The sequence below is a fragment of the Salmonella sp. GDC200615 genome (genome assembly GCF_050574145.1).
In the GTDB taxonomy this organism is placed as follows: Bacteria; Pseudomonadota; Gammaproteobacteria; order Enterobacterales; family Enterobacteriaceae; genus Salmonella; species Salmonella enterica.
Window position 1 is genome coordinate 636,269 of sequence record NZ_CP192247.1, and the last position, 23,902, is coordinate 660,170.

The 23,902-nt window shown below is 53.8% G+C and carries 20 protein-coding genes and 3 tRNA genes; 18 read left to right on the plus strand and 5 right to left on the minus strand.

All coding sequences use genetic code 11. The annotated features are described in order from the left end of the window. Nucleotides 1–149: 149 nt before the first annotated feature. The gene (gene yjeM / locus ACQ29O_RS02955; RefSeq protein ID WP_020937307.1) at nt 150–1,652 is read left to right on the plus strand and encodes a glutamate/gamma-aminobutyrate family transporter YjeM; all 1,503 of its coding nucleotides are present in this window, start codon (nt 150–152) and stop codon (nt 1,650–1,652) included. A 51-nt stretch (nt 1,653–1,703) separates the two neighbouring features. Beyond that, complete coding sequence (locus ACQ29O_RS02960) at nt 1,704–2,018, plus strand: YjeO family protein (RefSeq protein WP_000074659.1); 315 nt, start codon at nt 1,704–1,706, stop codon at nt 2,016–2,018. Between the two features lie 66 nt (nt 2,019–2,084). On the opposite strand, the gene mscM is transcribed toward ACQ29O_RS02960, so the two are convergent. The 3 genes from mscM to rsgA all read right to left on the minus strand — a co-directional run bounded on the left by mscM (nt 2,085) and on the right by rsgA (nt 7,542). Next, nucleotides 2,085–5,411 (minus strand): miniconductance mechanosensitive channel MscM, encoded by a 3,327-nt coding sequence (mscM, locus tag ACQ29O_RS02965; RefSeq protein WP_001236755.1) that lies wholly within the window; start codon nt 5,409–5,411, stop codon nt 2,085–2,087. 18 nt (nt 5,412–5,429) lie between these two features. Then, entirely contained in the window at nt 5,430–6,398 is a 969-nt protein-coding gene (gene asd / locus ACQ29O_RS02970; protein WP_000934949.1) for an archaetidylserine decarboxylase, read from the minus strand. A 91-nt stretch (nt 6,399–6,489) separates the two neighbouring features. Beyond that, on the minus strand, nt 6,490–7,542 hold the full coding sequence (rsgA, locus tag ACQ29O_RS02975) for a small ribosomal subunit biogenesis GTPase RsgA (RefSeq protein ID WP_000041954.1): 1,053 nt from the start codon (nt 7,540–7,542) through the stop codon (nt 6,490–6,492). Between the two features lie 106 nt (nt 7,543–7,648). Between rsgA and orn the strand changes: the two genes are divergently transcribed. Then, entirely contained in the window at nt 7,649–8,194 is a 546-nt protein-coding gene (orn, locus tag ACQ29O_RS02980) for an oligoribonuclease (protein WP_001271546.1), read from the plus strand. Between the two features lie 61 nt (nt 8,195–8,255). On the opposite strand, the gene ACQ29O_RS02985 is transcribed toward orn, so the two are convergent. Next, on the minus strand, nt 8,256–8,975 hold the full coding sequence (locus tag ACQ29O_RS02985; RefSeq protein WP_000922811.1) for an arginine ABC transporter substrate-binding protein: 720 nt from the start codon (nt 8,973–8,975) through the stop codon (nt 8,256–8,258). Between the two features lie 295 nt (nt 8,976–9,270). Between ACQ29O_RS02985 and ACQ29O_RS02990 the strand changes: the two genes are divergently transcribed. From ACQ29O_RS02990 to ACQ29O_RS03000, 3 genes are all read left to right on the plus strand, one after another. Beyond that, nucleotides 9,271–9,346 (plus strand) — tRNA-Gly (locus ACQ29O_RS02990). Nucleotides 9,347–9,502: 156 nt separating this feature from the next. After that, nucleotides 9,503–9,578: transfer RNA gene (locus ACQ29O_RS02995), tRNA-Gly, on the plus strand. Between the two features lie 156 nt (nt 9,579–9,734). Continuing rightward, nucleotides 9,735–9,810: transfer RNA gene (locus ACQ29O_RS03000), tRNA-Gly, on the plus strand. 269 nt (nt 9,811–10,079) lie between these two features. On the opposite strand, the gene queG is transcribed toward ACQ29O_RS03000, so the two are convergent. Continuing rightward, the gene (queG, locus tag ACQ29O_RS03005; protein ID WP_001576559.1) at nt 10,080–11,219 is read right to left on the minus strand and encodes a tRNA epoxyqueuosine(34) reductase QueG; all 1,140 of its coding nucleotides are present in this window, start codon (nt 11,217–11,219) and stop codon (nt 10,080–10,082) included. Between queG and nnr the strand changes: the two genes are divergently transcribed. From nnr to nsrR, 12 genes are all read left to right on the plus strand, one after another. Next, nucleotides 11,218–12,765: a bifunctional ADP-dependent NAD(P)H-hydrate dehydratase/NAD(P)H-hydrate epimerase gene (gene nnr, locus ACQ29O_RS03010; protein WP_000968664.1), complete on the plus strand. Its 1,548-nt coding sequence runs from the start codon at nt 11,218–11,220 to the stop codon at nt 12,763–12,765. The genes queG and nnr overlap by 2 nt on opposite strands. Then, on the plus strand, nt 12,737–13,198 hold the full coding sequence (gene tsaE / locus ACQ29O_RS03015) for a tRNA (adenosine(37)-N6)-threonylcarbamoyltransferase complex ATPase subunit type 1 TsaE (protein WP_000981984.1): 462 nt from the start codon (nt 12,737–12,739) through the stop codon (nt 13,196–13,198). The genes nnr and tsaE overlap by 29 nt, the downstream gene beginning before the upstream one ends. A gap of 16 nt (nt 13,199–13,214) precedes the next feature. After that, on the plus strand, nt 13,215–14,534 hold the full coding sequence (gene amiB / locus ACQ29O_RS03020) for an N-acetylmuramoyl-L-alanine amidase AmiB (protein ID WP_000640373.1): 1,320 nt from the start codon (nt 13,215–13,217) through the stop codon (nt 14,532–14,534). A 9-nt stretch (nt 14,535–14,543) separates the two neighbouring features. Further along, nucleotides 14,544–16,400 carry a DNA mismatch repair endonuclease MutL gene (gene mutL, locus ACQ29O_RS03025; protein ID WP_001747052.1) on the plus strand — a complete coding sequence of 619 codons (1,857 nt, stop codon included), beginning with the start codon at nt 14,544–14,546 and terminating at the stop codon, nt 16,398–16,400. Further along, a complete protein-coding gene (gene miaA / locus ACQ29O_RS03030) occupies nt 16,393–17,343 on the plus strand; it encodes a tRNA (adenosine(37)-N6)-dimethylallyltransferase MiaA (RefSeq protein ID WP_001000736.1) in 951 nt (316 codons plus the stop codon). Before mutL ends, miaA begins: the two co-directional genes overlap by 8 nt. An 82-nt stretch (nt 17,344–17,425) precedes the next feature. Further along, the gene (hfq, locus tag ACQ29O_RS03035) at nt 17,426–17,734 is read left to right on the plus strand and encodes an RNA chaperone Hfq (RefSeq protein ID WP_001051875.1); all 309 of its coding nucleotides are present in this window, start codon (nt 17,426–17,428) and stop codon (nt 17,732–17,734) included. A gap of 71 nt (nt 17,735–17,805) precedes the next feature. After that, nucleotides 17,806–19,086 carry a ribosome rescue GTPase HflX gene (hflX, locus tag ACQ29O_RS03040; RefSeq protein ID WP_000460338.1) on the plus strand — a complete coding sequence of 427 codons (1,281 nt, stop codon included), beginning with the start codon at nt 17,806–17,808 and terminating at the stop codon, nt 19,084–19,086. Nucleotides 19,087–19,300: 214 nt separating this feature from the next. After that, the gene (hflK, locus tag ACQ29O_RS03045) at nt 19,301–20,560 is read left to right on the plus strand and encodes an FtsH protease activity modulator HflK (protein WP_000312505.1); all 1,260 of its coding nucleotides are present in this window, start codon (nt 19,301–19,303) and stop codon (nt 20,558–20,560) included. 2 nt (nt 20,561–20,562) lie between these two features. After that, nucleotides 20,563–21,567: a protease modulator HflC gene (gene hflC / locus ACQ29O_RS03050; protein WP_001232417.1), complete on the plus strand. Its 1,005-nt coding sequence runs from the start codon at nt 20,563–20,565 to the stop codon at nt 21,565–21,567. Nucleotides 21,568–21,645: 78 nt separating this feature from the next. Continuing rightward, nucleotides 21,646–21,843 (plus strand): DUF2065 domain-containing protein, encoded by a 198-nt coding sequence (locus ACQ29O_RS03055; RefSeq protein ID WP_001089290.1) that lies wholly within the window; start codon nt 21,646–21,648, stop codon nt 21,841–21,843. Nucleotides 21,844–21,945: 102 nt separating this feature from the next. After that, nucleotides 21,946–23,244, plus strand: a complete 1,299-nt coding sequence (purA, locus tag ACQ29O_RS03060; protein WP_000527976.1) for an adenylosuccinate synthase — start codon at nt 21,946–21,948, stop codon at nt 23,242–23,244. A 207-nt stretch (nt 23,245–23,451) separates the two neighbouring features. After that, a complete protein-coding gene (gene nsrR, locus ACQ29O_RS03065) occupies nt 23,452–23,877 on the plus strand; it encodes a nitric oxide-sensing transcriptional repressor NsrR (RefSeq protein WP_001177632.1) in 426 nt (141 codons plus the stop codon). Nucleotides 23,878–23,902 lie beyond the last annotated feature (25 nt).

Consider the following 23,902-nt stretch of genomic DNA (forward strand, 5'->3'; position numbering starts at 1 on the left):
TGTTTGCCACAACATAAGGCTGGAACTTTGATGCCATTTAGGTATCAATCCTGTGTTGATTTTTTTATCGCTGACCTTCGTAAAAAAGAAGGCGGCGTCAATCGGTGAGCGGCGTCTGGCAAACGTGCTCGAGCGTAAGGGATGGTTGAATGACCCACACGATAAAAAAGATGAGCCTTATTGGGCTTATCCTGATGATTTTTACTTCTGTTTTTGGTTTTGCGAATAGCCCGTCGGCGTTTTATTTAATGGGGTATAGCGCAATCCCGTGGTATATATTTTCTGCCTTGCTGTTTTTTATTCCATTCGCCTTAATGATGGCTGAAATGGGTTCCGCTTATCGCAAAGAAGAGGGCGGGATCTATTCGTGGATGAATAATAGCGTGGGGCCACGTTACGCGTTTATTGGCACGTTTATGTGGTTTTCATCGTATGTCATATGGATGGTAAGTACGGCGGCAAAAATTTGGGTACCGTTTTCTACTTTTGTTTTTGGCGCCGATATGACGCAGCACTGGCGTATTGCAGAGCTTGAGCCTACGCAGGTTGTCGGGCTGCTCGCCGTCGGCTGGATGATTCTGGTGACGTGTGTCGCCGCCAGAGGGATCAATAAAATTGCGCGAATTACGGCGGTCGGAGGTATTGCCGTAATGTGTCTTAATTTAGTTTTATTGTTAGTGAGTGTCGCTATTTTGTTATTAAATGGTGGGCATTTTGCACAAGAAATTAATTTTACCTCGTCACCGAATCCGGGTTATCACTCCGGCCTGGCAATGTTGTCATTTGTGGTATTTGCTATTTTTGCGTACGGCGGTATTGAGGCTGTCGGCGGACTGGTGGATAAAACCGAGAAACCGGAAAAGAATTTTGCGAAAGGTATTGTTTTCGCGGCTATTGTGATTTCAATTGGTTATTCTTTGGCGATCTTTTTATGGGGCGTCAGCACTAACTGGCAACAGATATTAAGTAATAGCGCCGTTAACTTAGGGAGTATTACCTACATTTTGATGTCGAGTTTAGGCACGACATTAGGTAACGCGTTAAACCTTTCTCCGGACGCAGCGATGACGGTGGGCGTCTGGTTTGCGCGTATCACCGGCCTTTCTATGTTTCTGGCTTATACCGGCGCGTTTTTTACGTTGAGCTATTCACCGCTGAAAGCCATTATTCAGGGGACGCCAAAAGCGTTGTGGCCCGCGCCGATGACGACACTGAACGCTAACGGTATGCCGGCGACCGCTATGTGGCTACAGTGCGTGCTGGTGAGTCTGTTTATTTTGCTGGTCTCTTTTGGCGGTGACACCGCATCGGCGTTTTATAACAAACTCACGCTGATGGCGAACGTCTCAATGACCTTGCCATACCTGTTCCTTGCGCTGGCATTTCCCTTCTTTAAAGCGCGTCAGGATCTGGAGCGGCCATTTGTTCTCTTTAAAACCAAAGCCTCTACCCTGGTCGCGACGGGTGTTGTGGTGCTGGTGGTGACGTTTGCCAACGTCTTTACCATCATCCAGCCGGTGATTGAAGCTGGGGATTGGGACAGCGCCTTGTGGATGATCGGTGGGCCGATCTTCTTCTCGCTGCTGGCGATGGCGATTTATCAGAATTACAGCAGACGCATGAGCGCTGATCCGGAGTGGGCGGCGGAGTAATCTTTGTCCGGATAGCGTTAGCTCATCGGCTTTATGAAAAGGATATTTATAATGAGTCCGAAAATGTTTGCATTGTGCGCTATCTGGCTTTTACTGGCTATCCCACTCATCGCTGTATTTTCAGTCCTGGATAAAGAGTGGATGATTGGCGAGAGTGGGATAAACAACATTTGTGATGTGATGAGAACTGTCGAAAATGATGATTTCAGAGGTTTTGGCGCGATGATGACGCTGCCCCTGTTTTTCCCGTTTTTTTACGTTACTGTGTATAAGAAAATACGTAGTTGGTTTTTGTACTGTGTCGCGTTGGTGATATTTGCTTACTGGTCCTGGCAATTCTTCCTGCGCTATCAGTTTTGTGTGTGATCTATGCTAAAAGACCTGATAAGCCTATGTCATCGAGTCTTTTAGCGTCATCCGGCGCCATTGCGTTTACAAACTCCCCGCCGGGCGGCTGGTTTTACCCGCTGACGTTAACGTTCTCCCCGTTTGTTTACCGCCGAGGCTCTCCAGACGCATCTGGAACGGCGGGAACGGCATATCAATACCGTGCTCGCGGAAGCCCGCCAGAATCAATTGGTGGATCTCATGGCGTAATGGCATACGGTGTCCCATTTCCGCGGCATAGATACGCAGTTCGAAAATCTGAATACCCTGCTGGAGATCCACCAGAAAGATTTCAGGCGGCGGGTTATCAAGCACCAAAGAACAGCGCTGCGCCGCCGTCAGCAGAATTTGCGTCACCTCTTCGCTATTGGCATCCGCTGGCGCCGGGATGGTTAACACCACGCGCGTAACGGAGTCAGACAGCGACCAGTTGATAAACTGTTCGGTGATAAAGGCTTTATTCGGCACGATAATCTCTTTACGATCCCAGTCACTGATAGTGGTGGCGCGGGTATTGATTTTGGTCACGCTGCCGGTGAGATCGCGAATGGTCACCGTATCGCCGATACGAATCGGCTTTTCAAACAAAATAATCAGGCCGGAGATAAAGTTAGCGAAAATTTCTTGCAGGCCAAAACCAAGCCCAACGCCGAGCGCGGCCACCAGCCATTGTAGCTTCGACCACTCAATGCCGATCATCGAGAAACCGACCAGCCCGCCAATCAGCATTAACAGATATTTGGTGATGGTCGTGATGGCGTAACCGGTACCAGGCGTTAAATCGAGATGCTGTAATAACGCCAGTTCCAGCAGCGCAGGCAGATTACGCACCAACTGCGTGGTGATGATAAAGACCAGAATCGCAATGAGCACCGCCCCCAGAGTAATCGGCTCCAGGCTTTCCACGCCTTGCACCGTAGAGGTGACATCCCACAGCGAAATATTCTCCAGGAAGCCGAATGCCGAGTGGATTTCCGACCACAGTACAATTACCGATAGCAGGGCGATAAGCATCAGAATTGAGCGGACCAGACGCAGCGACTGAGCGCTAATAGCGTCAAGATCGATTTCACTTTCATCGATGTCGACCGCGCCTTCCAGGCTGGAGGAGTGCGCCGGTTCTTCTTCGCCGCGCGCGCGCTGCGCCAGCATTTCCGCCCGACGATGTTTGGCGCGGTCAAAAGCCAGTCGGCGTCGTTGGATCAGCATCCAGCGGCGAATGACGTGATAGATGACCAGCAACAGGAACCAGATGGCGACCGAGGTTTCCAGTCTCGCCAGTAGCGCCTGCGCCGTGGCCAGATAACCCACCGCCGCCGCCAGAATCGCGATAAGCGGCGCGCCCATCAGCATATTCCACAGCAGGCTGTTGACCATGTTGTCGCCGTTGCCTTCTTTATCAAGATAGAGCGGGATGCCCGCTTTTTTCAGACTCAGCGTGACCAGCGCCAGCGCGCCGCATATCAGGATGAAGCAAAGGCGGCCCAACGAGCCGGAAAACTCCCGATCGTTAAGATTATCAAACATGATCACTGCCATGATGAGCGGCACGATCAGCCCAATGCTCATCAGGTAGTAGCGCATCGCTTTCGCTACCCGGTTTCGCGGCCAGCCGAAATGCGCCACAAACAGACCATTAGGACGGGCAAAAGCGGCGCAAATCATGACTACCCACAACAGCGGTACTGTCGCCGTCACGCCATCACCGATGGCGACGGCCAGCGGATACGGCCAGGCTTCCTGTAGACCATAGCCGAGCGTCGCCCACAAGACCGGCAGCGGCGAGGCGACCAGAATCGACCAGAACACCGTTCGCAGCGTTAGCGAGAAGTGATCCTGGGTGACTTTCCCGACGCGCGAGGCCGAGCGCTCAAGGAACCGGTTGAAGTGTTGACGTGAATAGAGGCTAAACCCGACCAGCGCCAGCGCGCCGAATAACGGCAGTAGCGTCTCTTTGCTGGTCAGCATCATGATGCTGGCTTTACCTAACTGATTAAACGTATCTAATGAGATAAGCCGGCGTAAATCCTGAACCAAATCAACAGGCCAGGAGAGCGATAGCGGGCTAACGTCAGCGGTCCAGAACAGATAACGGTGGGTCGCTTCATTAACCTCTTTAAGCGCATCCTCCAGTTGGCTGTTGGAGACTTTCAGTTTGGTCAGCTCCAGGATCAGCGTATCGCCGCCCTGTAACAAAGAGTTGAGCAGCTCGCGCTGAGTGCGAAGCTGGGCGTCAAGAATCTGGTTTTGCTCGGCGGTCAGCGGCTGTCCATTGGCCTGACGTATTTGCCGTAGCTGCGGCTGTTTATTGAGTAATTCTTCATAGCGCATACGGTGAACGCGTAGCTGCGCCATTTCCGTATCAAGCTGCTGCGGTTTAGGCATCTCTGGCAGACGGGCGACCTGCGCGCGCAGCGCTTCGCCAAGCATGTTGGACACGCCAAGCCATTGCGACTGCTCCCGCAGCGTATTGAGCGCCTGACGCACCTGTAACGTTTGGCTGGTGGCCTGTCGCTGCTGCGAGGCGACCAGATCCATCCGCTGCGCTTGTTGATTAAGCGCCTGTGACAGCTCGCGGTTGACTTTAAATTGTTCGACGATACCTTCCGGCAAACCGGCGCTGTTTTCCGCCAGCAGCTCAGTGCTTTCCAGCGCGCGTTCCGCTTCACGTTGACGCAGGCTGTTGAGCTGATTGCGCAGCGCCTGAAGATACGCATCCAATTGCTGACTCTGTTTTTCCGCCAGCTCGGAACGCAGACGAGCCAGTTCCTGCCGGTTGTTGGCGGACAGTTGCGCCAACTCCAGTTCGTCGACTAACGCTTTTAGTTTGGCGGACTCCGCCTGCATACTGAGACTTTGCGCCTGGCTAAGCGCGGCACTTCCGCCTGCGGCGCCGAGTCGTCGCTCAATCTCATTAAGCTGGCGGCGGGCGTCGTTTTGCTGTTGGGGAAGCTGGCTGAGCGAGTCGGCGATCTCCCTGACGCGCTCCTGCTCCTGTTGCGCCTCGCGGGTTTTATCCAGTAGCTGGCTGCTAACCTGCAAGATCTCCTGATTTAACGCTTCGGTGGACATCTCTGGCGGTACGCTGCGAGGTTCATCGCGCAGATTATTCAACTGGGCGCGCAAGGTGGCGGATAGCTTAGGGAAATTATCAATAACGTGTTGATATTGTTTCGCGCGCTCAAGCGAGCCTTTTCGCTCTTCAAGCGCGTTTAACGCAGTCTGGAGCGCCTCAACGGCTTCCGGCTGAGCGGGCTTCGCCGCTTTTGCCTGCTCCAGTTCCTGCGTGATTTGTTTGGCGTCGGGGGCCGTTGCGGCAAACGCCCCCGTGCTGAGGCACCAGGCCATCAGAAAAGCGATAATCAGGCGCACGTCAGCATTCTCTCTTGATTAGGTGTCGTCTTTTTTATTGTCAACCAGCGGGCTGGCGTCGTGTTCGGCTTTAATTTCTTCTGCCGGCAGCGGAGCAGGTTCTACCTCCGGCGCGACGAATGTTTCGGTCGACGTCGCCAGCGGTTGGCCAATTTTGGTAACGGACAGGCTTGCCAGCGACGCGATCAGATTCACTTTCCCCGGCGCAAATAAGTTGATAACCGTGGAACCCAGTTTAAAGCGCCCCATCTCCTGGCCTTTCAACAAGGCGACAGACCCTTCATGTTCGCCTTCTGGCCAGGTCCAGCGCTTGATGATGCCTTCGCGCGGCGGGGTAATGGTCCCCGCCCAGACGGTTTCGATACTGCCGACAATAGTTGCGCCGACCAGAATCTGCGCCATAGGGCCGAACTCGGTATCAAACAGACAGATAACGCGCTCGTTGCGGGCAAACAGGTTGGGGACGTTTTGCGCGGTCAGATGGTTAACGGAGAACAGATCGCCCGGTACGTAGATCATTTCGCGCAGGATGCCGTTGCATGGCATATGCACGCGATGGTAGTCGCGAGGGGAGAGGTAAGTGGTCACAAACGTGCCGTTGCGGAACTTATCCGCCATCAGGTAGTTACCCGCCAGCAACGCTTCAAGGCTGTAATTATGGCCTTTGGCCTGCAAAATTTTATCTTCTTCGATACGACCCAACTGGCTTATCACGCCGTCGGCAGGCATAACCAGGATGTTAGGATCGGTATTGAGCGGACGCACGTCATCACGCAGCGGACGAACAAAGAAATCATTGAACGTACGATAGCTGGCGGTATCCGGTTTTTGCGCCTCGGTCATATCGACTTTGTAATACTTTACGAAGAGATCGATAACCAGTTTTGTCAGCCATCCTGCTCGTTTGCTTGCGCCCCAGCCCGCCAGGCGAGTGAGCCATAGTTTCGGCAGAATGTATTGTAGCGAAAGTTTAAATGAGTTTAACAAGGTAGCCTCCAGGCCATTGTTGCTCCTGAACCGGCAGTTATACCGGTATCCTGAAAAAAGGGGACGATTCTAACGACGCCTAGCGTATCTGTCAGTCGTCCGTATCAGAAAAGTTTTTACGCGTTTTTACCTGCGCCATACTTTCAAGAATTCGGTGATAATTTTCGAAACGGGTTTCCGCAATAGCGCCGTTCTCTACCGCCTCGCGAATGGCGCAGCCTGGATCGGCGTCATGCTTGCAGTCCCGGTATTTACAATGTCCCAAATAGTCATGAAATTCGACAAAGCCCTGGGTGATTTGTTCCGGCTCCAGATGCCATAAGCCGAACTCGCGCACGCCGGGGGAATCAATGACATCGCCGCCATGCGGGAAATGATACAGACGAGCAGCGGTAGTGGTATGTTGACCCAGACCGGAGACATTCGACACATCGTTCGTCAGAATCTCGTTCTGTAAGCCGAGCAGAGCGTTTAGCAGACTGGATTTTCCGACGCCGGACTGCCCGGCAAAAATACTGATGCGACCGGTTAACGCTTCTTCCAGCGGTTTCAGACCATCCTGCGTATGGCTGGAGACCATCAGCACGCGATAGCCGATATTGCGGTAGATATCCATCTGCTCATTAACGAAGTCCATACCTTCGTCGTCCAGCAGATCAATTTTATTGAGTACGATAAGCGGCTCAACCTGTAGGGTTTCACAGCCGACCAGATAGCGATCGATGATATTCAGCGACAGCTCCGGCAAAATCGCGGAGACGATAACGATTTGGTCAATGTTGGCGGCAATAGGCTTCACGCCGTCGTAGAAGTCCGAGCGCGTCAATACCGAGGTGCGCTCATGCACCGCTTCAACGATGCCTTTTACGTTGACGCCCTCTGCGGCGGCTTTGCCCGGACGCCAGACGACGCGATCGCCCGTCACCAGCGAACGGATAGTGCGGCGGATATTGCAACGGTGAACCTCGCCGTCAGCAGACTCCACATCGGCATGCATACCAAGACGGCTAATGACGATACCTTCTGCAGGCTCGCCAAACAGGTTGTCATCGTAGTCGGCTTTCTCCGCGGACGTTTTTAAACGACGCTGGTGATTGGCGTTCACACGGCGCTGCTGGCCTTTGGAGAGTTTATTTTTGCTCAATCGTACTGGCTCCTGGTCGCCCATAGTGGGCAAAACATCTATGATACACGCAATTGTAGATGAATATAGTCACAGTGAATGTGACCTCTGAAGGGTGGAAAATAGCATGAGTGCCGATGAAAACAACCTGATTTGGATCGATCTGGAGATGACAGGTCTGGACCCCGAGCGCGATCGCATTATTGAGATAGCCACGCTGGTAACGGATGCCAGCCTGAATATTCTGGCGGAAGGGCCGACGATTGCGGTACATCAATCCGATGCGCAACTGGCGTTAATGGATGACTGGAACGTGCGCACCCATACCGGCAGCGGCCTGGTAGATCGCGTTAAGGCAAGTACGATGGGCGAACGAGACGCTGAACTGGCGACGATTGAATTTCTGAAAACGTGGGTGCCTGCGGGTAAGTCGCCGATTTGCGGTAACAGCATCGGTCAGGATCGTCGTTTTCTGTTTAAATATATGCCGGAACTGGAGGCCTACTTCCACTATCGCTATCTGGATGTCAGTACGCTCAAGGAACTGGCGCGCCGCTGGAAGCCGGAGATTCTGGCCGGCTTTACCAAGCAGGGCACGCACCAAGCGATGGATGATATTCGCGAGTCGGTGGCGGAGCTGGCTTACTACCGCGAGCATTTCATTAAGCTGTGAGGCGTAACATGCCGGATGGCAACGCCAGAGCGTCTCATCCGGCAGCTCTCCCGCCACTGAATTACTGCGTAAACCATTTCTCCTGCATCTGCGCATATTCCGGCGACGCTTTCACCTTGTCGAGCGCGGCATTAATTTCTTGCAATAGCGCGTCGTTGCCTTTGCGTACCGCAATGCCTAACCCTTTTCCGTAGTAGTCAGGATCGCTGGCGCGTTCATCCATGATGGCGTAATCCGGATTGTTTTTTAGCCACTTACCAATCGCGGCGACATCGCCAAACACGCCCTCAAGACGGTTATTTTTCAGATCGGTAAAAGCGTTTAGATAGCTGTCATAGGCGACAGGCGTGATGGCTTGTTGTTTATCCTGCAAATAGCGCTGATGCGTTGTACCGTTTTCCAGACCGACTTTTTTGCCTTTCAGATCGGCAAAAGTGTGATAAGCCCCTTTACGCGTGACGACTACCGCCGATAGACCTTCGTAATAGGGTTGGCTAAAGGAGACCTGCTGCTCACGTTTGGGCGTCATATCCATACCGGCGATCACCGCATCAAACTTTTTGAAGCGTAGGCTGGGGATCAGACTATCAAAGCTCTGGTTAGTGAATGAGCACTCCGCTTGCATCTCTTTGCAGACCGCGTTGGCGACATCAATATCGAAACCAACAATTTTATTATCGGCATCGACAAACTCATAGGGCGCATAGGTGGCGGAGGTGCCAAAATGTAATGTTCTGGCGGAAACGGAAGCGGCGTGAACGGAGAGGCTGGCTAACAGCATGACAATAAGTTTTTTTTCATCTTGATCCCTGATATCAATTGGATGTTGTGGTCACCGTGCTATTCTTTTTTTGGCGCAGGGTGCTATTCTGATTCTGTGCCTTTAGGCGTGGCGTGAAAAGTTTTTTGTTGCATAGCGCACGCTTTGCTCGTTTTTTGTCTTGTTTGGTGATTTAATCAGCATTCAAACAAAAATCGCGAAAAAATGCGTTCAGGGGCTTGCAGCTAAATGGATTTCTCGTATAATACGCCTCCCGTAACGACGCAGAAATGCGAATTACGACAGCAACAAATTTGCGGGAATAGCTCAGTTGGTAGAGCACGACCTTGCCAAGGTCGGGGCCGCGAGTTCGAGTCTCGTTTCCCGCTCCAAAATTTGAAAGTACTTGTTAAGTACAGACCACCAATCGCAGGATTTCGAGTTGCGACAAGGCGGCAACTGAATGAGTCCTCAGGAGCTTACTGAAGTAAGTGACTCAGGCGAGTGAAGGCAGCCAACGCAGTAGCGGTTCGAAAGACGAAGATTATGCGGGAATAGCTCAGTTGGTAGAGCACGACCTTGCCAAGGTCGGGGGCGCGAGTTCGAGTCTCGTTTCCCGCTCCAAAATTTGAAAGTGCTTGTTAAGCACAGACCACCAATCGCAGGATTTCGAATTGCGACAAGGCGGCAACTGAATGAGTTCTCAGGAGCTTACTGAAGTAAGTGACTGAGGCGAGTGAAGGCAGCCAACGCAGTAGCGGTTCGAAAGACGAAGATTATGCGGGAATAGCTCAGTTGGTAGAGCACGACCTTGCCAAGGTCGGGGTCGCGAGTTCGAGTCTCGTTTCCCGCTCCAATTCTTATCTACAGTAAAATTATCCACAACGAATATCGCGTTGGGGCACGTTTTGTTCCGCTTTCGTCAGATCCTTGTAAACAGACTTATCCACAGGGCGGCCCATTACTCCTGGAATGTAAAAAATTATACCTGACGCGTAGAATTTTTATAATTTACTGAAAAATATAGAAAAAATAAGATTTCAAAACGTTAGCGTTATTGTCTGTTCCTTTTTTCCCTCTTGAATCGCAATGTGTTTTTATTTTTATACACAGCCTGTGAATAATTCAGGCATCGCGCACCAGCCCTTTTTCAATCACCCTGACCAGACGCTGTTTTTTCGGTAGCTGCACTTCAATGATGCAGGCGTTCCGCTTTTCAATTTGTTGCGCAATCGCCCATTCGATATGCTCATCAAGAAGTGGATGTTCACCCTTGCGGCTTTCCAGCGCCGTAATGACGGCATTACTCCACGGCGCATTCCCCAGCGCGACGGCAACATTGCGCAGCCAGCGTAAATGACCAATGCGCCGAATCGCAGTACCTTCAGTGACTTTCAGAAACTGCGCTTCGCTCCAGCTAAACAACTCAACCAAATCTGGGTTATGCAGCGTCTTGCGTGGGCTAAAATCTGCTTCGTCGGTCAACTGAGAGTAACGATTCCACGGACAGATAAGCTGGCAGTCATCGCAGCCGTAAATACGGTTGCCTATCAGTGGGCGAAATGCTTCCGGAATAGCGCCTTCCAGCTCAATGGTGAGATAAGAAATACAGCGCCGCGCGTCCACCGTATACGGTTCGACAATCGCCCCGGTCGGGCAAATGGTCATACAGGCGACGCATTTGCCGCAACCTTCCTCGACCGGCTGGTCGACCGGCAGCGGTAAATCAATCAGCAATTCCCCCAGGAAAAAGAATGAGCCCGCCTCCCGATTAAGGATAAGTGAGTGCTTACCCGTCCAGCCAAGTCCGGCTTTTTCCGCTAATGGGCGTTCAAGAATAGGCGCAGAGTCGACAAACGGTCTAAAATTCAGCGAACCGCAGTACTGCTGGATCTGCTCGCCCAGTTTTTTAAGACGGCTGCGTAACAGCTTGTGATAATCACGCCCCAGCGCATATCGGCTAACGTAGCCCAGCGTGGGATCCTTCAACGTACTGGCAAACGCGGCGTTGGCGGGCAGATAGTTCATGCGCACGCTGATGACACGTAGCGTACCGGGTAAGAGTTCATGAGGCCGGGCGCGCATCATACCGTGGCGCGCCATCCATGCCATCTCGCCGTGGTATTGTTTGTCCAGCCACGCCTGCAGCGCAGGTTCGGATGCGCGCAGATCGGTATCAGTAATACCGACCTGCTGAAAGCCCAGCTCCAGCCCCCACTGCTTAATATTTTGCGCTAACTGATTGAGATCGAGGGGCTTTGACATGATGGACCATAACATGAAGAAAAACCCTGTAAGTATACCACACTCCATTTGGCTCGCCGATGACATCAAACGGCTGGAACGCGATGCGGCGGATGCCTTCGGACTCACACTCTATGAATTGATGCTGCGCGCTGGCGACGCGGCATTTCGGGTAGCCCGTGACAGTTATCCTGACACCCGACACTGGCTGGTGTTGTGTGGTCATGGCAACAACGGCGGCGATGGTTACGTCGTGGCGCGACTAGCGCAAGCGGCGGGCATTAGCGTAACGTTGCTGGCGCAGGAGAGCGACAAACCGTTGCCTGAAGAAGCGGCGCAGGCGCGCGATGCCTGGCTGAATGCTGGCGGCATTATCCATGCTGCCGATATTATCTGGCCGGAAGCGACGGATCTGATTATCGACGCGCTGCTTGGCACCGGCATAGCCCAGGCGCCGCGCGACCCGGTAGCCGGTCTGATTGAACAGGCGAACGCTCATCCTGCGCCGGTTGTCGCCGTCGATATCCCGTCAGGTCTGCTGGCGCAAACGGGCGCCACGCCTGGCGCGGTGATAAGCGCCGCGCATACGGTCACGTTTATCGCCCTGAAACCAGGCCTGCTGACCGGCAAAGCGCGTGACGTTACCGGCATATTGCATTATGACGCGTTGGGGCTGGAAGGCTGGCTGGCGAGCCAGACGCCGCCGCTCCGGCGTTTTGACGCGACGCAGTTGGGGCAATGGTTAACGCCGCGTCGACCGACCTCGCATAAGGGCGATCATGGTCGTCTGGCGATCATCGGCGGCGACCAGGGAACAGCGGGCGCAATTCGGATGGCTGGCGAGGCGGCGCTGCGTACGGGGGCTGGGTTGGTCAGAGTACTGACTCGCGGTGAAAACATCGCGCCGTTGCTGACAGCCCGCCCGGAACTGATGGTACATGAACTCACGCCTCAGTCGCTGGAAGAGAGCCTGACCTGGGCTGACGTTGTGGTGATCGGCCCGGGGCTTGGGCAGCAGGAATGGGGCAAAAAAGCCTTACAGAAAGTAGAAAACGTCCGTAAACCTATGCTGTGGGATGCGGATGCGTTGAACCTACTGGCAATCAATCCTGATAAACGTCACAATCGCGTGATTACGCCGCATCCGGGAGAGGCAGCCCGCCTGTTAGGATGTTCTGTGGCAGAAATTGAAAGTGATCGCTTACTTTCAGCACAGCGTCTGGTAAAACGGTATGGAGGCGTGGTCGTGTTAAAAGGCGCAGGAACGATTATTGCCGCTGAACACCACCCTCTGGCTATCATTGACGCTGGTAATGCGGGGATGGCGAGCGGCGGGATGGGCGATGTCCTGTCCGGCATCATCGGCGCATTGCTCGGACAGAAGTTTACCCCGTATGATGCGGCATGTGTGGGATGTGTGGCTCACGGCGCGGCGGCGGACTTACTGGCAGCGCGTTATGGCGCTCGCGGCATGTTGGCGACCGATCTTTTTACTACGCTGCGGCGTATTGTTAACCCTGATGTGATTGACGTAAACCATGATGAATCGAGTAATTCCGCTACCTGACGAACAGGCGACGCTAGACCTGGGGCAACGGGTAGCCAACGCCTGTGATGGCGCGACCGTTATTTATCTGTATGGCGATTTAGGTGCCGGTAAAACGACGTTTAGCCGGGGATTTTTACAGGCGTTAGGCCATAACGGTAATGTAAAAAGCCCCACCTATACGCTGGTAGAGCCTTATGCGCTTGATAACATGATGGTATATCACTTCGACTTATACCGTCTTGCGGACCCGGAGGAGCTGGAGTTTATGGGCATTCGCGATTATTTCGCCAACGACGCCATTTGTCTGGTGGAGTGGCCGCAACAAGGTAAAGGCGTTCTCCCCGACCCGGACGTCGAAATCCATATTGATTACCAGGCGCAGGGGCGTGAGGCTCGCGTAAGCGCGGTATCCTCATCGGGTCATTCGTTACTGGCGCGTTTAGCCGATTAGCTATAAAGGTGGCGGGATGATTTATCGCATCAAAAATGCCGTAATAGCAGTCTTAATCCTGCTGTGCGCGCAGGCGGGCGCCGCCAGTCTCTCTGATATTCAGGTGTCCAACGGCGAGCAGCAGGCGCGCATTACGCTGAGTTTTATCGGCGAGCCGGAATATGCTTACTCACAGGACGGTAAACGGACCGTGGCGCTGGATATCAGGCAGACCGGCGTGATTCAGGGGCTGCCGCTTCAGTTTAGCGGTAACAATCTGGTAAAAACGATCCGTGCTGGAACGCCGAAAGATGCGCAATCTTTACGGTTGCTTGTCGATCTGACGGAAAATGGTAAAACCGAGGCGGTGAAGCGGCAAAACGGCGGCAACTATACGGTCATTTTCACCATTAATGCCGATGTTCCGCCGCCACCGCCGCCTGTCGTCGCGAAACGGGTTGAAAGCGCGCCTCGCCCGACGGAGCCGGCCCGTAATCCGTTTAAATCTTCTGATGATCGCCTGACCGGCGTAACCAGCAGCAATACCGTTACGCGGCCTGCGGCGCGCGCGTCGGCAGGCGCTGGCGATAAAGTGGTGATTGCTATTGATGCCGGACATGGAGGCCAGGACCCCGGCGCGATAGGCCCGGGCGGTACGCGCGAGAAAAATGTCACCATCGCCATCGCGCGTAAGTTACGCACATTGCTGAATAACGATCCGATGTTTAAAGGCGTGCTGACGCGTGACGGCGACTATTTTATTTCGGTGATGGGGCGGTCTGACGTGGCGCGTAAGCAAAACGCCAACTTCCTTGTCTCTATTCATGCGGATGCCGCGCCAAATCGCGACGCCACCGGCGCCTCCGTCTGGGTATTGTCCAATCGTCGCGCGAACAGCGAAATGGCAAACTGGCTTGAGCAGCATGAGAAGCAATCCGAACTGTTAGGCGGCGCTGGCGATGTGCTGGCGAACAGTCAGTCAGACCCTTACCTGAGCCAGGCGGTACTGGATTTGCAATTCGGTCATTCGCAGCGGGTAGGGTATGATGTGGCGACGAACGTACTAAGCCAACTGGACGGCGTGGGGTCGCTGCATAAACGTCGCCCGGAACACGCGAGCCTGGGCGTGCTGCGTTCGCCGGATATCCCGTCCATTTTGGTGGAGACGGGCTTTATCAGTAATCACGGCGAAGAGCGATTGCTGGCGAGCGACCGCTATCAGCAGCAGATTGCTGACGCTATATACCGAGGGTTGCGTAAGTACTTTGCAGCGCATCCGATCCAGTCTGCGCCGCAGGGCGGCCCAGGCCAGACGGCCAGTACCAACCAGCCTGGCGCCATAACCGCCGCGAATTAAGGAGATTTCATGCCGATTCAGGTTCTGCCGCCGCAGCTTGCGAACCAAATCGCCGCTGGCGAAGTGGTGGAACGCCCTGCGTCGGTTGTTAAAGAGCTGGTAGAGAATAGTCTGGATGCAGGCGCCACCCGCGTTGATATCGACATTGAGCGTGGCGGCGCGAAGCTTATTCGTATTCGCGACAATGGCTGCGGCATTAAAAAAGAGGAGCTGGCGCTGGCGCTGGCCCGTCATGCCACCAGTAAAATCGCCTCGCTTGACGATCTGGAAGCGATTATCAGTCTGGGATTTCGCGGCGAAGCGCTGGCGAGTATCAGTTCGGTCTCGCGTTTGACGCTAACGTCGCGCACGGCGGAGCAGGCGGAAGCCTGGCAGGCGTATGCGGAAGGGCGTGACATGGACGTGACGGTAAAACCCGCCGCGCACCCGGTCGGCACCACCCTGGAAGTTCTGGATCTCTTTTACAATACGCCCGCCCGGCGCAAATTCATGCGTACCGAAAAAACGGAATTTAATCATATCGATGAGATCATCCGTCGTATTGCATTGGCCCGTTTTGACGTCACGCTTAACCTGTCGCACAACGGCAAATTGGTACGGCAGTATCGCGCTGTCGCAAAGGACGGGCAAAAAGAGCGCCGGTTAGGCGCCATCTGCGGCACGCCGTTTCTCGAACAGGCACTGGCGATCGAGTGGCAGCATGGCGATCTGACCCTGCGCGGCTGGGTCGCCGATCCGAATCACACCACCACGGCGTTAACGGAGATCCAGTACTGCTATGTGAATGGCCGCATGATGCGCGACCGCTTGATCAACCATGCCATTCGCCAGGCCTGTGAAGATAAGCTGGGCGCGGACCAACAGCCTGCGTTTGTGTTGTATCTGGAGATTGACCCGCATCAGGTGGATGTCAATGTTCATCCCGCCAAGCACGAAGTGCGTTTTCATCAATCCCGGCTGGTGCACGACTTCATCTATCAAGGGGTGCTGAGCGTCCTGCAACAGCAGACGGAAACGACGCTGCCGCTGGAGGAGATTGCGCCAGCGCCGCGGCATGTCCCGGAAAACCGTATCGCCGCCGGGCGCAACCATTTTGCTGTACCCGCCGAGCCAACTGCGGCGCGCGAGCCCGCGACACCGCGTTATTCCGGCGGCGCATCGGGCGGCAACGGCGGGCGTCAGTCCGCGGGTGGTTGGCCGCACGCTCAGCCAGGTTATCAGAAGCAGCAGGGCGAGGTTTATAGCGCGCTTTTACAGACGCCGGCGACGAGCCCCGCGCCGGAGCCGGTTGCGCCTGCGCTTGACGGACATAGCCAGAGTTTTGGTCGCGTACTGACGATAGTCGGCGGTGACTGTGCGTTGCTGGAACACGCGGGGACTATCCAGCTCTTGTCGCTGCCGGTTGCGGAGCGTTGGCTGCGTCAGGCGCAGCTTACACCGGGTCAAAGTCCGGTTTGCGCGCAGCCGTTGCTGATTCCGCTGCGTTTAAAAGTGAGCGCCGATGAAAAAGCCGCGCTGCAAAAAGCCCAATCTTTGTTGGGAGAATTGGGCATTGAATTTCAGTCAGATGCGCAGCATGTGACCATTCGGGCAGTGCCTTTACCCTTACGACAACAAAATTTACAAATCTTGATTCCTGAACTGATAGGCTACCTGGCGCAACAGACCACATTTGCAACGGTCAATATTGCACAATGGATAGCGCGTAATGTGCAGAGCGAACATCCGCAGTGGTCGATGGCGCAGGCCATATCGCTGCTGGCGGATGTTGAGCGGCTATGTCCGCAGCTGGTAAAAGCGCCGCCGGGTGGCCTGTTACAACCTGTTGATTTACATTCGGCGATGAACGCCCTGAAGCATGAATGATGTAAGCAAAGCGAGCCTGCCTAAGGCGATATTTTTGATGGGGCCGACGGCCTCCGGCAAAACGGCGCTGGCGATAGAACTGCGTAAAGTTTTGCCAGTAGAGTTGATAAGCGTTGATTCCGCCCTCATTTATCGGGGAATGGATATTGGCACGGCTAAGCCGAATGCCGATGAGCTGAAAGCGGCGCCGCATCGACTGCTGGATATACGCGACCCGTCGCAGGCGTATTCGGCGGCGGATTTTCGCCGCGACGCGTTAGCGCAAATGGCGGAGATCACCTCTGCGGGGCGTATCCCGCTGTTAGTGGGCGGTACCATGCTGTATTTTAAGGCATTGCTGGAAGGGTTATCGCCGCTGCCTTCAGCAGATCCGGAAGTCAGATCCCGGATAGAGCAGCAAGCAGCGGAGCTTGGATGGGAGGCGTTGCATCAGCAACTTCAGGAGATAGATCCGGTTGCCGCCGCGCGAATTCATCCAAATGATCCGCAAAGACTTTCCCGGGCACTGGAAGTTTTTTTCATTTCGGGTAAAACTTTAACGGAGCTAACGCAAACGTCAGGAGACGCGCTACCGTACCAGGTGCATCAGTTCGCTATCGCCCCGGCGAGCCGTGAACTGCTCCATCAGCGCATTGAACTGCGTTTTCATCAGATGTTGGCTTCAGGTTTTGAAGCAGAAGTCCGGGCGCTTTTTGCCCGAGGAGATTTGCATACGGACTTGCCTTCCATCCGTTGTGTGGGATACCGCCAGATGTGGTCATACATTGAGGGCGAAATCTCATATGATGAAATGGTTTATAGAGGTGTTTGCGCCACGAGACAGTTGGCGAAGCGCCAGATGACCTGGTTGCGCGGTTGGGAAGGGGTGCGCTGGCTTGACAGTGAGAATCCCGATCGGGCGCGAAAAGAAGTATTACAGGTTGTTGGTGCTATCGCAGACTGAATGTGTACAATTGAGACGTATCGTGCGCAATTTTTCAGAATCGAAAGGTTCAAAGTACAAATAAGCATATAAGGAAAAGAGAATGGCTAAGGGGCAATCTTTACAAGATCCGTTCCTGAACGCATTGCGTCGGGAACGTGTTCCAGTTTCTATTTATTTGGTGAATGGTATTAAGCTGCAAGGTCAAATCGAGTCCTTTGATCAGTTCGTGATCCTGTTGAAGAACACGGTCAGCCAGATGGTTTATAAGCACGCGATTTCTACTGTTGTCCCGTCTCGCCCGGTTTCTCATCACAGCAACAATGCCGGTGGCGGCGCCAGCAATAACTACCATCACGGTAGCAACGCGCAGGGTTCTACTGCGCAACAGGACAGCGAAGAGACTGAATAAGTTCACGCGCTGTTTATCCATGTCGGGGGCGTCGGATAATCGCCCCCGCTGGTTATTAAGAGGGTTTACGCTTGTTTGACCGTTATGATGCCGGTGAGCAGGCGGTACTGGTACACATCTATTTTTCGCAAGACAAAGATATGGAAGACCTCCAGGAGTTTGAATCTCTGGTCTCTTCCGCCGGTGTCGAAGCAATGCAGGTGATTACCGGTAGCCGTAAAGCACCGCACCCGAAGTACTTTGTAGGTGAAGGTAAGGCAGTTGAAATTGCGGAAGCCGTGAAAGCGACTGGCGCAGCGGTCGTATTGTTTGATCATGCATTGAGTCCAGCCCAGGAGCGAAACCTGGAGCGTTTGTGCGAGTGCCGGGTTATCGATCGCACCGGTCTTATCTTAGATATTTTTGCCCAACGTGCGCGAACCCATGAAGGTAAGTTGCAGGTTGAGCTGGCGCAGCTACGCCATCTGGCTACGCGTCTGGTGCGTGGCTGGACCCACCTTGAACGTCAGAAAGGCGGGATTGGTTTGCGCGGTCCGGGTGAAACCCAGCTCGAAACCGACCGTCGTTTACTGCGTAATCGCATTGTGCAGATTCAGTCGCGCCTGGAGAAAGTTGAGAAGCAACGTGAGCAGGGGCGGCAGTCGCGCATCAAGGCCGACGTTCCGACGGTATCGCTGGTGGGCTATACCAACGCCGGAAAATCCACCCTTTTTAATCAGATCACTGAAGCGCGGGTCTATGCGGCAGATCAGCTATTTGCGACGCTGGACCCGACCTTACGTCGTATTGATGTAGCGGATGTCGGTGAAACCGTTCTGGCGGATACGGTAGGCTTTATCCGCCATTTACCGCACGATCTGGTGGCTGCCTTTAAAGCTACCCTGCAGGAGACGCGTCAGGCGACGCTGCTGCTGCATGTGGTCGATGCGGCGGATGTTCGTGTGCAGGAAAACATCGAGGCGGTAAACACCGTTCTTGAAGAGATTGACGCTCACGAAATCCCCACCTTAATGGTGATGAACAAAATCGATATGCTGGACGACTTTGAACCGCGTATCGACAGAGATGAAGAGAATAAACCCATCCGCGTTTGGCTTTCAGCGCAAAGCGGCGTGGGGATACCACAGCTTTTTCAGGCTTTGACGGAGCGTCTTTCCGGCGAGGTGGCGCAGCATACGCTGCGTTTGCCGCCGCAGGAAGGGCGTCTGAGAAGCCGGTTTTATCAGCTTCAGGCAATAGAAAAAGAGTGGATGGAGGAAGACGGTAGCGTCAGTCTGCAGGTACGAATGCCGATTGTCGACTGGCGTCGCCTCTGTAAACAAGAACCGGCGTTGATCGAATACGTGATCTAGACGCGAAGTCATTCAGGTCGTATTGAAGCGGTAGCTGAGAGAATTTCAGGAGCTCACAACGAAGTGACCTGGGGTAAAAAAGCCGCCACTCAAGACGCAGCCTGAAAGATGATGTCTGTAACGGCGGTTCGTCTGAAGCATGGAGTAATTTCGCCTTATCCTCTGAGGTCGAAAGACAACGGGGATCACCGCATAACAAATATGGAGCACAAACATGGCGTGGAATCAGCCCGGTAATAACGGACAGGACCGCGACCCGTGGGGAAGCAGCAAACCTGGCAGCAACTCTGGGGGAAATGGAAACAAAGGTGGCCGCGATCAGGGACCTCCCGATCTGGATGATATCTTCCGTAAGCTGAGTAAAAAACTCGGTGGTTTTGGGGGCGGTAAAGGCACCGGTTCCGGCGGCGGTAGCTCATCGCAAGGCCCGCGTCCGCAACTGGGAGGCCGTATTGTCGCCATCGCGGCGGCGGCAGTAGTCATTATCTGGGCGGCCAGCGGTTTTTATACCATTAAAGAAGCCGAGCGCGGCGTTGTGACGCGTTTTGGTAAATTCAGCCATCTGGTAGAGCCAGGTCTGAACTGGAAGCCGACATTTATTGACGACGTTACGCCGGTGAACGTCGAAGCGGTGCGCGAACTGGCGGCGTCAGGCGTGATGCTGACGTCTGATGAAAACGTCGTGCGCGTTGAAATGAACGTGCAATACCGCGTCACCGATCCGCAGAAATATCTGTTTAGCGTGACCAGCCCGGACGATAGCCTGCGTCAGGCCACCGACAGCGCGCTGCGTGGCGTCATTGGTAAATACACGATGGATCGCATCCTGACCGAAGGTCGTACCGTTATTCGTAGCGATACCCAACGCGAGCTGGAAGAGACTATCAAACCGTACAACATGGGGATTACCCTGCTGGACGTGAACTTCCAGGCTGCGCGCCCGCCGGAAGAGGTGAAAGCCGCCTTTGACGACGCGATTGCCGCACGTGAAAACGAGCAGCAGTACATTCGTGAAGCGGAAGCGTATACCAACGAAGTTCAGCCGCGCGCCAACGGTCAGGCGCAGCGTATTCTGGAAGAGGCACGCGCCTATAAAACCCAGACTATCCTGGAAGCGCAGGGTGAAGTCGCCCGGTTTGCGAAGATTTTGCCGGAATATAAAGCCGCGCCGCAGATTACACGCGAGCGTCTGTATATTGAAACGATGGAAAAAGTGCTGAGCCATACCCGTAAAGTACTGGTTAACGACAAGAGCGGTAATTTAATGGTGCTGCCGTTAGATCAGATGCTGAAAGGCGGGAATGCGCCGGCGGCAAAGAGCGACAATAGCGCTAGCAACCTGCTGCGCCTGCCGCCGTCCACAAAGTCTAACGCCAGCGGAGCAAGCAACACGTCGTCCTCAAATCAGGGCGATATTATGGACCAACGCCGCGCGAATGCGCAGCGTAACGACTACCAGCGTCAGGGGGAATAACGATGCGTAAGTCAGTTATTGCGATTATCATCATCGTGCTGGTAGTGCTCTACATGTCCGTCTTTGTGGTCAAAGAGGGCGAGCGCGGCATTACGCTGCGTTTTGGTAAAGTTCTGCGTGACGATGAGAACAAACCGCTGGTTTACGCGCCGGGTCTGCACTTTAAGATCCCGTTTATTGAATCAGTGAAAATGCTTGATGCGCGTATCCAGACGATGGATAACCAGGCCGATCGCTTTGTGACTAAAGAGAAGAAAGACCTGATTGTCGACTCCTACATCAAATGGCGTATCAGCGACTTTAGCCGTTACTATCTGGCGACCGGCGGCGGCGATATTTCGCAAGCCGAAGTGCTGTTAAAACGTAAATTCTCGGACCGTTTGCGTTCTGAGATTGGTCGCCTGGACGTAAAAGACATCGTGACCGATTCTCGTGGTCGTCTGACTCTGGAAGTGCGCGACGCGCTGAACTCCGGTTCAGCCGGTACCGATGATGAAGTAGCGACCCCGGCGGCGGATGACGCGATTGCCGAAGCGGCGGAACGCGTCACGGCGGAAACCAAAGGTAAAGTACCGGTCATCAACCCGAACAGTATGGCGGCGTTGGGTATCGAAGTGGTCGATGTGCGTATTAAGCAGATCAACCTGCCGACCGAGGTTTCTGAGGCGATTTACAACCGTATGCGCGCCGAGCGTGAAGCGGTCGCGCGTCGTCATCGTTCACAAGGTCAGGAAGAAGCGGAAAAACTGCGTGCGGCTGCTGACTATGAGGTGACGAAAACTCTGGCGGAAGCCGAGCGTCAGGGGCGAATCATGCGTGGTGAAGGTGATGCTGAAGCCGCGAAGCTGTTTGCCGACGCGTTCAGTCAGGACCCTGATTTCTACGCGTTCATTCGTAGTCTGCGCGCTTACGAGAAGAGCTTCGAAGGTAATCAGGACGTGATGGTATTGAGCCCGGACAGCGATTTCTTCCGCTACATGAAGACACCGAGTTCGACGACACGCTAAAATAGCGTCAGCGGTTTTAGACCAGCAAAACCACCGCATCCAAAGGATGCCGGTGGTTTTCTTTTATAAGGGCGATAAATGAATTCAACAATCTGGTTGGCGCTTGCTCTGGTATTAGTCCTCGAAGGGCTGGGACCGATGCTGTATCCCGGCGCATGGAAAAAAATGGTTTCGGCACTGGCGCAACTGCCGGAAAATGTTTTACGACGTTTTGGCGGCGGACTTGTGGTTGCGGGAGTTGTGGTCTACTACATGTTGAGGAAAACGATTGGCTGAACAAAAAGTGGTCGGATTTGCCGCAGATTGAGTGCAAAAAGTGCTGTATATCTGAAAAAGCGATGGTAGAATCCATTTTTAAGCAAACGGTGATTTTGAAAAATGGGTAACAACGTCGTCGTACTGGGCACCCAATGGGGTGACGAAGGTAAAGGAAAGATCGTCGATCTTCTGACTGAACGGGCTAAATATGTTGTACGCTACCAGGGCGGTCACAACGCAGGCCATACTCTCGTAATCAACGGTGAAAAAACCGTTCTCCATCTTATTCCATCAGGTATTCTTCGCGAGAATGTAACCAGCATCATCGGTAACGGTGTTGTGCTGTCTCCGAGCGCGCTGATGAAAGAGATGAAAGAACTGGAAGACCGTGGCATCCCCGTTCGTGAGCGTCTGCTGCTGTCTGAAGCCTGTCCGCTGATCCTTGATTATCACGTTGCGCTGGATAACGCGCGTGAGAAAGCGCGTGGCGCGAAAGCGATCGGCACCACCGGTCGTGGAATCGGGCCTGCTTATGAAGATAAAGTGGCACGTCGCGGTCTGCGTGTTGGTGACCTTTTCGACAAAGAAACCTTCGCTGAAAAACTGAAAGAAGTGATGGAATATCACAACTTCCAGTTGGTTAACTACTACAAAGTTGAAGCGGTTGATTACCAGAAAGTTCTGGATGATACGATGGCTGTTGCCGACATCCTGACTTCTATGGTTGTTGACGTTTCGGACCTGCTCGACCAGGCGCGTCAGCGTGGCGATTTCGTCATGTTTGAAGGTGCGCAGGGTACCCTGCTGGATATCGACCACGGTACTTATCCGTACGTAACTTCTTCTAACACCACAGCAGGTGGCGTGGCGACCGGTTCCGGCCTGGGCCCGCGTTATGTTGATTACGTTCTGGGTATCCTCAAAGCTTACTCCACTCGTGTAGGTGCAGGTCCGTTCCCGACCGAACTGTTTGATGAAACCGGCGAGTTCCTCTGCAAGCAGGGTAACGAATACGGCGCCACTACCGGCCGTCGTCGTCGTACCGGCTGGCTGGACACCGTTGCCGTTCGTCGTGCGGTACAGCTGAACTCCCTGTCTGGCTTCTGCCTGACCAAACTGGACGTGCTGGATGGCCTGAAAGAGGTGAAACTCTGCGTGGCTTACCGTATGCCGGATGGTCGCGAAGTGACTACCACTCCGCTGGCAGCTGACGACTGGAAAGGTGTAGAGCCGATTTACGAAACCATGCCGGGCTGGTCTGAATCCACCTTCGGCGTGAAAGATCGTAGCGGCCTGCCGCAGGCGGCGCTGAACTACATCAAACGTATCGAAGAACTGACCGGCGTGCCGATTGATATTATTTCTACCGGCCCCGATCGTACTGAGACGATGATTCTGCGCGACCCGTTCGACGCGTAAATCTGGTACGCCTGGCAGATATTTTGCTTGCCGGGCTAACAGTGTGATACATTGCTGTGTCGGGTAAGCCATTACGCTATCCGACACAGTGCTAAATCCTCGCTTTTTTCCTTCCCCGAACTGAAATAAATTAGCGACACAGCTTGTGGCTGGTTTATCATCAATACAGATAAGTTATATCCCGTTTTCCCTTTTCCTGAGGTTGATGTGCAGTTAACGAGTTTCACCGATTACGGCTTACGTGCGCTAATCTATATGGCGTCGTTACCAGATGGACGAATGACCAGCATTTCTGAGGTGACAGAAGTCTACGGCGTGTCCCGTAATCATATGGTCAAAATTATCAATCAGCTTAGCCGGGCGGGCTTTGTCACTGCCGTTCGGGGAAAAAATGGCGGTATCCGCCTGGGTAAACCGGCTAATACTATTTGTATTGGCGATGTGGTGCGTGAGCTGGAACCCTTATCACTGGTCAACTGTAGCAGCGAATTTTGCCACATCACCCCTGCCTGTCGTCTGAAACAGGCGCTTTCTAAGGCCGTGCAGAGTTTTCTCAAGGAGCTGGATAACTACACGCTTGCCGATTTGGTTGAAGAGAATCAACCGCTTTATAAATTATTACTGGTGGAGTGAAGTAAACTTCATTAGAGATGACAAT

Coding starts and splice junctions, on each gene's coding strand:
- yjeM (WP_020937307.1), top strand. CDS start 150: ATGACCCACACGATAAAAAAGATGAGCCTTATTGGGCTTATCCTGATG.
- ACQ29O_RS02960 (WP_000074659.1), top strand. CDS start 1,704: ATGAGTCCGAAAATGTTTGCATTGTGCGCTATCTGGCTTTTACTGGCT.
- orn (WP_001271546.1), top strand. CDS start 7,649: ATGAGTGCCGATGAAAACAACCTGATTTGGATCGATCTGGAGATGACA.
- ACQ29O_RS02985 (WP_000922811.1), bottom strand. CDS start 8,975: ATGCTGTTAGCCAGCCTCTCCGTTCACGCCGCTTCCGTTTCCGCCAGA.
- nnr (WP_000968664.1), top strand. CDS start 11,218: ATGATGGACCATAACATGAAGAAAAACCCTGTAAGTATACCACACTCC.
- queG (WP_001576559.1), bottom strand. CDS start 11,219: ATGTCAAAGCCCCTCGATCTCAATCAGTTAGCGCAAAATATTAAGCAG.
- tsaE (WP_000981984.1), top strand. CDS start 12,737: ATGATGAATCGAGTAATTCCGCTACCTGACGAACAGGCGACGCTAGAC.
- amiB (WP_000640373.1), top strand. CDS start 13,215: ATGATTTATCGCATCAAAAATGCCGTAATAGCAGTCTTAATCCTGCTG.
- mutL (WP_001747052.1), top strand. CDS start 14,544: ATGCCGATTCAGGTTCTGCCGCCGCAGCTTGCGAACCAAATCGCCGCT.
- miaA (WP_001000736.1), top strand. CDS start 16,393: ATGAATGATGTAAGCAAAGCGAGCCTGCCTAAGGCGATATTTTTGATG.
- hfq (WP_001051875.1), top strand. CDS start 17,426: ATGGCTAAGGGGCAATCTTTACAAGATCCGTTCCTGAACGCATTGCGT.
- hflK (WP_000312505.1), top strand. CDS start 19,301: ATGGCGTGGAATCAGCCCGGTAATAACGGACAGGACCGCGACCCGTGG.
- hflC (WP_001232417.1), top strand. CDS start 20,563: ATGCGTAAGTCAGTTATTGCGATTATCATCATCGTGCTGGTAGTGCTC.
- ACQ29O_RS03055 (WP_001089290.1), top strand. CDS start 21,646: ATGAATTCAACAATCTGGTTGGCGCTTGCTCTGGTATTAGTCCTCGAA.
- purA (WP_000527976.1), top strand. CDS start 21,946: ATGGGTAACAACGTCGTCGTACTGGGCACCCAATGGGGTGACGAAGGT.